The sequence below is a fragment of the Abditibacteriota bacterium genome (assembly GCA_017552965.1).
In the GTDB taxonomy this organism is placed as follows: domain Bacteria; phylum Armatimonadota; class UBA5829; order UBA5829; family UBA5829; genus RGIG7931.
Genome location: JAFZNQ010000044.1, coordinates 1 through 10,244, shown reverse-complemented (window position 1 = coordinate 10,244; position 10,244 = coordinate 1). Strand labels below are relative to the sequence as shown.

Annotated in this window: 10 protein-coding genes; 8 read left to right on the top strand and 2 right to left on the bottom strand. The window is 56.1% G+C overall.

The window, feature by feature from the left end; genetic code table 11:
• The first annotated feature begins 912 nt into the window (after window positions 1-912).
• Both IK083_04610 and IK083_04605 read left to right on the top strand, forming a co-directional pair.
• Entirely contained in the window at window positions 913-2,070 is a 1,158-nt protein-coding gene (locus tag IK083_04610) for a hypothetical protein (protein ID MBR4748837.1), read from the top strand.
• A 25-nt stretch (window positions 2,071-2,095) separates the two neighbouring features.
• Window positions 2,096-3,061: a hypothetical protein gene (locus IK083_04605; GenBank protein MBR4748836.1), complete on the top strand. Its 966-nt coding sequence runs from the start codon at window positions 2,096-2,098 to the stop codon at window positions 3,059-3,061.
• 60 nt (window positions 3,062-3,121) lie between these two features.
• On the opposite strand, the gene IK083_04600 is transcribed toward IK083_04605, so the two are convergent.
• On the bottom strand, window positions 3,122-3,982 hold the full coding sequence (locus IK083_04600; GenBank protein ID MBR4748835.1) for a glycosyltransferase family 2 protein: 861 nt from the start codon (window positions 3,980-3,982) through the stop codon (window positions 3,122-3,124).
• Complete coding sequence (locus tag IK083_04595) at window positions 3,979-4,794, bottom strand: glycosyltransferase family 2 protein (GenBank protein ID MBR4748834.1); 816 nt, start codon at window positions 4,792-4,794, stop codon at window positions 3,979-3,981. Before IK083_04595 ends, IK083_04600 begins: the two co-directional genes overlap by 4 nt.
• A gap of 146 nt (window positions 4,795-4,940) precedes the next feature.
• Here IK083_04595 and IK083_04590 point away from each other — a divergent pair, with 146 nt between their 5' ends.
• From IK083_04590 to IK083_04565, 6 genes are all read left to right on the top strand, one after another.
• Complete coding sequence (locus tag IK083_04590; protein ID MBR4748833.1) at window positions 4,941-5,936, top strand: ketoacyl-ACP synthase III; 996 nt, start codon at window positions 4,941-4,943, stop codon at window positions 5,934-5,936.
• A complete protein-coding gene (gene fabD / locus IK083_04585) occupies window positions 5,924-6,835 on the top strand; it encodes an ACP S-malonyltransferase (protein ID MBR4748832.1) in 912 nt (303 codons plus the stop codon). The genes IK083_04590 and fabD overlap by 13 nt, the downstream gene beginning before the upstream one ends.
• Window positions 6,836-6,897: 62 nt before the next feature.
• A complete protein-coding gene (gene fabG / locus IK083_04580) occupies window positions 6,898-7,644 on the top strand; it encodes a 3-oxoacyl-[acyl-carrier-protein] reductase (protein MBR4748831.1) in 747 nt (248 codons plus the stop codon).
• A gap of 57 nt (window positions 7,645-7,701) precedes the next feature.
• Window positions 7,702-7,938, top strand: a complete 237-nt coding sequence (locus tag IK083_04575) for an acyl carrier protein (protein ID MBR4748830.1) — start codon at window positions 7,702-7,704, stop codon at window positions 7,936-7,938.
• 104 nt (window positions 7,939-8,042) lie between these two features.
• The gene (gene fabF, locus IK083_04570; GenBank protein MBR4748829.1) at window positions 8,043-9,275 is read left to right on the top strand and encodes a beta-ketoacyl-ACP synthase II; all 1,233 of its coding nucleotides are present in this window, start codon (window positions 8,043-8,045) and stop codon (window positions 9,273-9,275) included.
• 41 nt (window positions 9,276-9,316) lie between these two features.
• Window positions 9,317-10,207: a lysophospholipid acyltransferase family protein gene (locus IK083_04565; protein ID MBR4748828.1), complete on the top strand. Its 891-nt coding sequence runs from the start codon at window positions 9,317-9,319 to the stop codon at window positions 10,205-10,207.
• The last annotated feature ends 37 nt before the right edge of the window (window positions 10,208-10,244 follow it).

Genomic DNA, 10,244 nt, shown 5'->3' with positions numbered 1-10,244 from the left:
GACCAGGGCGGGCTGCCCTGCACCCGTCTGCGCCTCAGGTCTGCGCTCTGCGGCGGGGCAGAAAAGAAACTAAACCCCAAAAAATCTGTGATTTTTCGGGGACCCCGGCTGCATTTCTGCCTTTTCCGCCTTGCGCCTGACGGCGACGCTGGCCCTTCGGCTTGAGCAGGGGCTTTATACCCCAAAAAATCTGCGATTTTTCGGGGACCCCGAATAACGCCCCTCCCACCCCGGGTGATCCGACGTTCCTCTTTCTGTCGAGGCTCTTGCTTTTTCCCGTTCAACTGCGCGTCATATCGGCGTCTCCAACCCCGCGTCATCTCGGCCCAAACGGCATATGTCAAGATGCGAATGCATCTCAGCCGTTTGGGGTAAGAGATCCCGGGGTCCCCGAAAAATCGCAGATTTTTTGGGGTGGTCTGTGGGGGCACCATTTGCCCGTTTCATTGCTCCGGCAGAGCCGGAGGGGCAAATGGGGGGGCCGTACAAGCGGGGGACATACAGGCCCAACGGGAAAAAAGAATGTTCCTCTCCCGGCGGTGAGTGCGCGTCGTTCCTCGGCTGGTCGATTCTTTTGGGGCCGGGATGACAATAAAAGGTTTCTCTTGCAAGACCTCCGGTCTTGCAAGAGAAACCGCTTCCGCCCGGTCGGGGGACCGATCCATATGGCTACTCTGCCACGGGCGAAATGACGTGATTGTGACCGCCGGATGAGTTCGGAGAGGGACAACGGCTGCTATGCTTCATTATGACCTTACGAACATTTATGAAAATCACTTGACCTTTTTTCCGTTATCAGTTATACTGAAAGTAAGCATGGCCTTTGCGCGCCGGCTGTTTGCGCCTTTTCGGACAGGCGCTCCCGGCGTCGCTCATTGTGGCCTGCTCAAATACTATATACGAGGAAATATCATGAAACGATCGATTTACCTGCTTTTGGCCCTTGCGGCTGCCGGCGTGATCTGCTGCGGATCTTTCCCGTCTGCCTGGGGTGATAGTGTTCCGATCATGCAGACTATGACTTTTTCGTCTATCCCCTATTATCTTTTGGACGTATATGAGGAATCACCGTATCAGTCCGAGATCCGTTCATATACCAGCAAGCTCGACGACGCTCCCATCGTGTATGTGAATAAAAGTATTGAGTCTTCTCCGGTGAACAAGCCTATGACATATATGTTCAGAAACACGTGGGAATTCCTGGGTTACGACAAAAGACGGCTGTCTGCTTTTGTGTCCGGTCTCAAACTCTCCGAAACGGCATTGGTCGCCGGAGACTTTGAGTTTGCCAGATATAACGTGAACGAATATACCATACCAAAAGAACTTGTGGGCCCTGCCATGCTCGATTACGATCTGGTGGTCCTCAGGCGCGACAAAGACTTCGTCGGCTATTGGTGCGAGCCTGCGGTGGGCAGTATTAACTACGGAAAGCCCGATATCAGGATCCTTGACGATGGGACCGTCATGACAGCCAACGCCCACGCTGTTCGCTATTTCACCAAAAAAGAAGGCAGGATCGTCTGCGAATGCTATTTTGAGTGCAACAGCTATAATCACATAGGGAGCAAAAACGTGCCTATCGGCGGCGCTCCTTCCGTCACCATCCTTTCCGACAATCTGATACGCAAAACCTATAACAAAGGAAAAGTGGAGCTTTGCAAGGTGCGCCTCTCGGAAGACGATATCGCCAAGAACAAAGAAAAATGGGCTGCCGTATATAAGCAGGAAGACAGAGACAAAAAACCTGTGGGAGCCGATCATGTTCTGTGGTGGAACGGCGTCGGCAAAAAAAGGGTTGCCACGTTTTATGAGTCGGAACCATACCTGCATTCCATGTGGTGCTTCCGTGAAGGCGGAGAAGAACCCTCGCCGCAGGCGGTGGAAAGCATAAACAGCCTGAAGCCCTACGGCAAGCTAAGCGCCTTGGTTTCTTCGACGCGTCAAAAAGCCGTTCCGGAGAAAGCTTCTCAAACCCCCGCCGTTCCTGCCGGGCGGCAGTCTCTGACTGGTCTGTTGGCCCGTATGTTTAACAAAGCAAAAGACTTTTGGACAAGAATGTTTGCGTGATCTGACACTGTGTCGGGAGTTCATTATGAATAAGAAACGGGCTGTGTATGTCATCCTCATCGTTCTGCTGCTTTACGTCGCCGGCGTCTGTTTCAGCTACAGCGCCGGGCTCGCAGTGCCTGTTCCCCTGGTAAGAGTGCCGTCGTTTCTGAAGGGGATCTATGAACAGGACCTGTATACGACCGATATCAGGACCTACGGGAAGTGCATGACCCTTGCGCCTTACGTTTACGTGAACAAAAGCCTCAGATCCTGGCCGGAGGGGAGGCAGATGTATCTGTGCTATTACGAATACCCTTTTCTCGGGTATGGCGAGAAACGCTTTGAGGCCTTTCTCAAAAAGCTGAAGCCTCACGAATCCGGCGTTGCCGGCAAAGAATTCCAATATGCCAGATACCGGGTCACCGCTCTTTCCCCGAAGCACCTCAGACAGGTCCGGGATTACGATCTGGTGGTCATCAGGCATAAAGGCCGGGTCCTGGGCCGCTGGACCGAGCCTGCCGTAGGGAAATCTAATTACGGGAAGCCGGACGTCAGGCGCTTGCCCGACGGCAGATACATGGCAGTCAACGGCCATGCCGTCAGGTATATAAGCGAAAAACGCGGTAAAAAGGTGATAGAAAGCTATTTCGATACAGGCGCGCCCTATATCGGCAGTTTTCACGTCGGGCCGTTGTACGGTATGCCGAAGTACACAATACTTTCGGATAACGTGATCCGCCTGGCTTATAAAGACGGTTCCGTGGAGCACAGGAAGGTGCGGCTGTCCCGGGAAGACTTTCTCAAGAACGCCGGTATCGACGAACAGGCTTTAGAGGATGCGGGTATACGCAGCTATATGGCAGCGGGGAAAAGACACGTCCTGTGGCGCAGTTCTGTGCAGAAGCCGGATCCTCCGGACCGCCCCCGGAAGATGTGGTGTTACCGCGAGGGCGGAGAAGAGCCCTCTGCCGGGGCTTATGCGGACATAAGCTTTGCCAAAACCAAATAAACACACAGGTATATTGAATAAGTAAATAAAAAAACAGGTCTCTTGCGAGACCTGCTTTTTTTAAAGATCGGCTATCATAAGGGCCTTGCGGATGGCCAGGGCCAGGGCCACGAAGGGAGACAGAAATATCCGCTCGTAAAAGCCGGCGTATTTCTGATAATATAGCAGCATGCTGCGGTGATGGGCGGCGATCATGGCTTTGGGGGCCTTGTCGCTGGAGGCTCCTATGCGGTGATACACCACGCAGGGAGGGAAATACATGACGTCCTTGTTCAGCAAGGAGCACTGCTTGCACAGGTCCATGTCCTCCACGTACATAAAGTAGATGGGGTCAAAGCCGCCGGTCTTGTCTATCAGCTCCCTTCTGATCAGCATGGCCGCTCCGGACACCCAGTCTGCCGGGTTGATCTCGTCGTGGTCTATGTCGGTCTTCAGATAGTTGCTGACGTAGGGGTTGTTGGGGAACAGCCTGCCCAGAAAGGTGTTTCTGAAGAGAGTGGCCCTGGGGTCGGGGAAGCTGCGGGCCGAATACTGCAGCGTGTTGTCCGGGTTGAGTATCTTTGGGCCCACGATCCAGGCGTCGGGGTTCTCCTCGGCGTATGCCAGCAGCTTGCTGATGGCCTGCCTGTCCTCGAAGTAGCAGTCAGGATTCAGCAGCAGGTAAAAATCGGCCTCTATGTTCTCAAACACCCGGTTGTGGGCTCTGCCAAAGCCCAGGTTTTCGTCGTTTTCGATGATGAGGGTCCTCGCCTCATAGCCCTGGCGGAGGGTATTGACCGTGTCGTCTGAGGAGGCGTTGTCGGACACCACCACTCCCGTGTCGGCCGGCAGGCCTTCCTGAAAAGACAGGGATTCCAGCAAGCGGTCTATTTCCAACCGGTTGTTCCACGTCACGATGCTTATTATCAGCTTGCGCCTCATTTGTTACCTTCCTTCGGGATGACCAGACCTATTGCCGCGGTAAAAAGGGCTGTCAGTATCGGTCCATAGCGTTTTGCAAAGTGCTTGTTGTAAAATCTGATGAGCGAGAGGCATGACTCCCTCTTCATGAGAGCCGGGTCCGCGCGACGGGTGGAGCCGCCGTGAACGTGCTTCATCCGCGAGGACGGCAGATACCTGATCCCCACGCCCTGCAGATGGGCCCTGTAAAGCAGATCCACGTCGTTGAAAAAGATCGGAAACTGCTCGTCAAAGCCCCCCAGCGAGTCAAAGACGGACTTTCTGATCAGCAGGCTGCTGGTCATGGGCTGCAGCACGTCGCTCTCCCGGTCATAGTCCATATAGGGCATCAGATATGACGACGGTATGCGCAGATAGGACAGGACGAGAGGCAGCATGTAGGGAAAGCCTCTCACGGACCTGTCTGTGGAGCCGTCCGGCAATATGAGACGGGGGCACGCGGCGCCGTATTCTCCGTGGGCGTCCAAAAAGTCCACCAGAGCATCCGCCGAGCCCTCCGTGAACTCGATGTCCGGGTTCAGGAGCAGCAGATACTCTCCCCGGGCCCGCTGCGCTCCGATGTTGTTGCCCCGGGCGTATTTGTGGTTCTCGCCGCAGGGGATACAGGTCACCTGCGGACGGTCAAACCTCCCGGGATCAAAATCCGGGGAGCCGTTGTCCACTATGATCACCTCCCAGTCGCAGGAGGGAGGGTATTGGTCAACCGATGCGATCAGCCTCTCTGTGAGATCCGAGGAGTACCAGTTGACTATGACAGCCGAAAGCTTCAGAATGGGCGCCCCTTCTCATTGGTTTTACATAATAACTATACTATATACGAGGGGTTTTTTGCAAGCGCTACTACACTTTCGGCGGGTTTCGTGGTAAAATATATGTGTATGAAACTTGTCCCGCGGAGGGTCCAAAAGGATATTCACTGATGCTTAACACAAATACTATTGCTGTTCTCGGCATGGGCAAAGCGCTGCCGGAAAAGGTGTTGACCAACGCCGATCTCGAGAAGATGGTCGATACCAGCGACGAATGGATCAGCAGCAGAACGGGCATTAAGGAGAGGCGTATCTGTCCCGAGGGTATGGCTGCTTCCGATCTGGCAGTGGACGCCGCAAGGCAGGCCATGGAACGAAGCGGCTCCCGGCCGGAGGACATAGATCTGGTGATAGTGGCCACCATTACTCCCGATTACACTCTTCCCAGCGTTGCGTGCCTGGTCCAGGACCGCCTGGGCCTTTCGCGGGCTGCTGCCTTTGACCTCAAAGCGGCATGCTCCGGCTGGGTGTACAGTGTGTCCTGCGCCTTTGGCTTCATAAGGTCGGGCTTCTACAAGAGGATACTGGTCATAGGCTCCGACCTCATCAGCCGCATCATGAACTGGACGGACCGCAGCTCCTGCGTGCTGTTCGGGGACGGCTGCGGAGCGGCCGTGATAGGCGAGCATGCGGGCGAATACGGCCTCATAGACTTTGACATGGGCTCGGACGGCTCCGGCGCCGGTTATCTGTATATCCCCGAGGGCGGCTCCCGGCGGCCCATGACTCAGGAGGGTCTCGCCTCCTACCGCAACAAGATAGTCATGGCCGGCCAGGAGGTGTTCAAGTTCGCCGTCAAGATCCAGTCGGACACCCTGAACAAGCTGTTCCACAGAAACAATATCACCGCCCAGGACGTGGATCTCTTTATTCCCCATCAGGCCAATATACGCATCATAGAGTCGGCAGCCAAGAGGCTGAGGATCCCCATGGACAAGTTTTTTGTCAATCTGGACAAGTATGGCAACACCTCCGGCGCTTCCATCCCCATAGCCCTGTGCGAGGCGTGGGAGCAGGGCCGGATCAAAAAGGGAGATCTGGTGGCCGTCTGCGGCTTTGGAGCCGGACTTACCTGGGCATCGGGGCTGATGAGATGGGCATATTAGGCAAACAGATCGCTTTCGTATTTCCCGGTCAGGGCTCTCAGGCTGTGGGCATGGGCAAGGACTTTGCCGACAATTCGCCTGCTGCCCGGGCCGTATTTGATGTGGCCGGCGAGCGTATCAGCGGCTTGTGCTTCGAAGGCCCCGCAGAGGAGCTGGGCCGGACTGTCAACACACAGCCGGCTCTCTATACGACCTGCTGCGCCGCCTGCGCCGCAGTCTGCGAGCTGGTCAGACCCATGGTGTGCGCGGGGCATTCCGCCGGCGAATATGCGGCTCTCTGCGCAGCCGGAGCTTTTTCCTTTGCAGACGGGCTGGCTCTTATCCAAAAGAGAGCGGAGCTCATGGACCGGTGCGCCGCCGCCAATCCCGGCGGCATGGCTGCAGTCATAGGGCTCGCCCCGGAGGTCCTGGCGGAGATCAACGCCAGGGTAAAAGGAGTCTGCGTCAACGCAAATATCAATTCGCCGGCGCAGACAGTGGTGTCCGGCGAAAAGGCAGCCCTGGAGGAAGCGGCGGCCCTCTACAAGGAGGCGGGCGCCCGGAGGGTAGTGCCTCTCAACGTGTCCGGCGCCTTTCATTCGCCCCTGATGGAGCAGGCAAAAGAAGGGCTGGAAAAAGCCCTGCAGCTCACCCGCATTGAACGGTGTACCGTGCCTGTGGTGGCCAACGCCGACGCCCTGCCCGAAACGGATCCCGAGACCGTCAGAGCCAATCTGGCGCGGCAGCTGACCGGCTCCGTCCGCTGGGTGGAAAGCGTCAACAGGATGACAGCTATGGGCGCCGAAGCCTTTGTAGAGTTGGGCAGCGGCACCGTGCTCGCGGGTCTCGTAAAAAAGATAGCTCCCGGCATTCCGGTAGTGAGCGTAAGCTGTATGGCGGACCTGGACCTGCTCCGCTAATCTTGACAAGCGCCGGTGTGTATAGTATAATATTTTTTGATTGAATATATGAGGTACGGGAGATGTTGAAGGACAAGGTCGCTTTGGTGACAGGCGCGGGACGCGGCGGAAAAGGCATAGGCAGATCCATCTGTCTCAAGCTGGCCGCCCAAGGCGCAAAGATATGTATAGTGGACTACAACCTGCAGGATGCCGAGGCTGTCGCCGATGAAATAAAAGGGACCGGCGCCGAGGCCTTTGCGCTGCAGGGCAGCGTGGCCGACTTTGAGACTGCCGAGCAGTGGGTCAAGGCTGCAGTCGATAAGTGGGGCAGGCTGGATATACTGGTCAACAACGCCGGCATCACCCGGGACAATCTGATGCTCAGGATGTCCGACGCCGAGTGGGATATGGTGCTCTCCACCAACCTCAAGGGCGTGTTCAACTGTTCCAAGGCCGCCCTGAAGCAGATGACCCGCCAGAGATACGGCAAAATCATCAGCATGGCTTCGGTGATGGGCATCATGGGCAATGCGGGGCAGGCCAATTATTCGGCTTCAAAGGCCGGGGTCATAGCCCTGACCAAGACCATCGCCAAGGAATACGGCAAGCGCGGCATCACAGCCAACGCTGTGGCCCCCGGATTCATACAGACAGTCATGACCGACGAGATATCCGACGAGGCCAAGCAAAAGGCTGCGGAGATGATCCCCCTGCAAAGGCTGGGTACTCCCGACGACGTGGCCGACACCGTGCTGTTTCTCGCCTCGCCCATGAGCGACTATCTGACGGGAGTGGTCATTCCCGTAGATGGCGGAATGGTAATGTAGATCAACCTTGCTATAACAGCCTTCGGGCTTTTATAAAATACTATCGGAGGACATAAAATGGCCGAAATTTTTGATAGAGTAAAGAATGTTGTCGTTGACAAGCTCAAGGTGAACGAGAGCCAGATCGAAGAGAGCTCCAGCTTCGTGGAAGACCTGGGCGCCGATTCTCTTGACGTAGTGGATCTCGTCATCGGCTTTGAAGATGAATTTGACATCCAGATTCCCGACGAGGATTCGGCAACCATCAAGACTGTTGGCGATGCTGTAGAATATATCAGTAGCAAAATCAACTAAATCGAACAAGCTCAGCGTCCCTCGTCGCAGAGGGACGTGCTTTTGTATTTTCGCGGACTTGTCCGCTGAGCATATCAGCCCCGGCTGAATCTACGGAGGTGACTATGTCTGAAAAAAGAGTAGTAGTGACCGGCATCGGCCTGCTCACTCCTTTAGGACTTGACCTTGAGACCTTTTGGTCCAATCTTGTAAGCTGTAAAAACGGTATCGGCAGGATCACTCATTTTGATGCTTCGGAGCATCGCTGCCGTATCGCCGCTCAGATCAATGACTTTGATCCCGAGCAGTATATTCCCGGGAAAATAGCCAAGAAAACAGACAGATACGCCCAGTTTGCCGTGTCGGCCGCTCAGATGGCCCTCAGGGACTCGGGGTATGAAATAAATGATGACAACGCAGCGCGTATAGGCGTGCTGATAGGCTCCGGCATAGGAGGAGTGGAGACCTGGGAGCGGCAGACAGAGGTGCTGGTCAGCAAGGGCCCTCTGAGAGTCAGTCCCTTCTTCGTCCCCATGCTGATCTCCAATATGGCTTCGGGCCTGACGGCGATCCTCACCGGCGCCAAGGGGCCGAATATGGCTGTAGTCACGGCCTGCGCCACAGCCTGTCATTCCATAGGCGAAAGCTATCACATGATAAAAAGAGGCGACGCAGACCTCATGCTGTGCGGCGGCGCCGAAGCGGCGATCAGGCCTCTCTCCTGCGCAGGCTTCAGCTCCATGAAGGCCTTTTCCTTCCGCAACGACGATCCCGAGCATGCTTCGAGACCCTTTGACAGAGACAGAGACGGCTTTGTCATGGGCGAAGGCTCGGGAGTGCTGCTGCTGGAGGACTACGACCACGCAGTAAAAAGAGACGCCAGGATATACGCCGAGCTCATCGGCTACGGCTGCAGCGCCGACGCTTCGGACATGGTGGCCATCAACAAGGACGGCGCCCGGCGCAGCATGCAGAACGCCATGCGCAGCGCGGGCATCGGCCCGGACCAAATAGACTACATCAACGCCCACGGCACTTCCACCCCTCTGGGGGATGCCGAGGAGTCCATGGCCATAGAGATGGCCCTGGGAGACGCCGCAAAGAAGGTGTGCATATCCTCCACCAAATCCATGACCGGGCACCTGCTGGGAGCGGCGGGAGCCGTGGAAAGCATCGCCTGCATCAAGACTCTGCAGACGGGCGTCATCCATCCCACCAGGAATCTGGACAACGTTGACGAACGGTGCCATCTGGATTACGTGCCAAAGACTGCCAGAGAAAAGGACGTGAAGATCGCCATGAAAAACTCCTTTGGCTTCGGCGGTCAGAACGCCACGCTTATCTGGAAAAAGATATGAAATTGGCGGGCTGTAATGAAGTTACAGCCCTTTTTTTATCCATGAGCAAATCGGGACTTAGCAAAAAGATCATCACCCGCGCAGGCGACCTCCTTTTTCTCGGGCTGTATCGCAGCATCCTGCGCTCCTCCCCGGAGAGTATGATGAAGAGGGCCGGGACTCTTGCCCGGCTGTATTACCTGCTGGACAGGCGCCGGATAAGGACTGCCCGGCGCAATCTGGCCCTGGCCTTCGGCGACAGCCTTGACAGCCGGGAAAGGGAAAGCATCATCCGGGAGAGCATCGAAAACTTCTTGTACGAAGCCCAGATGTTTTTCTGGGTGGGCGAAAAGGGCTCCGGCGCCATAGACGTGGAGGTCAGAGGTGAAGAGTACCTGAAGGAGGCTGCTGCCCGGGGACGGGGAGTCATAGTCCTTACGGCTCATTTCGGCAATTGGGAGTTTTTGGGCCGCACCATCAACGATATCGGCTGCAAGCTCACCGTGATCGCCCGCAACAGCGACGGAGCCGAGATCAGCAGTGTGACGGCCCGCATACGCCGCTCCGGGGGCTACAAGGTGCTGGACAGAAACGCGCCCCTGACGGAAACCATCAGAGTGCTGCGCCGGGGCGAGGTGCTGGGTATATTGCCGGATCAGCATTTTTACGGCGGCATCAACAGCATGTTTTTCGGCGCTCCCGCCCTCACCAGTGTGGGGACTGCAGCCTTTAGCCTGAAAACGGGAGCCCCCATAGTGCCCGGGTTTTGCATCCGGACAGGCCCGGACACATACGCCGTAGAATTCTATCCCCCTCTGGAGTTTGCGCCCACCGGAGACGAAGACGCGGACAGACAACAATATACTCAGATGGTCAACGACGCCATTGAGGCCGAAATAAGGCGGTATCCTGCCGGCTGGCTGTGGATACATGACCGCTGGAAGCAGGATTGATCCCGAGACCCGTACGAAAGTACGGGTTTTGCGTTTT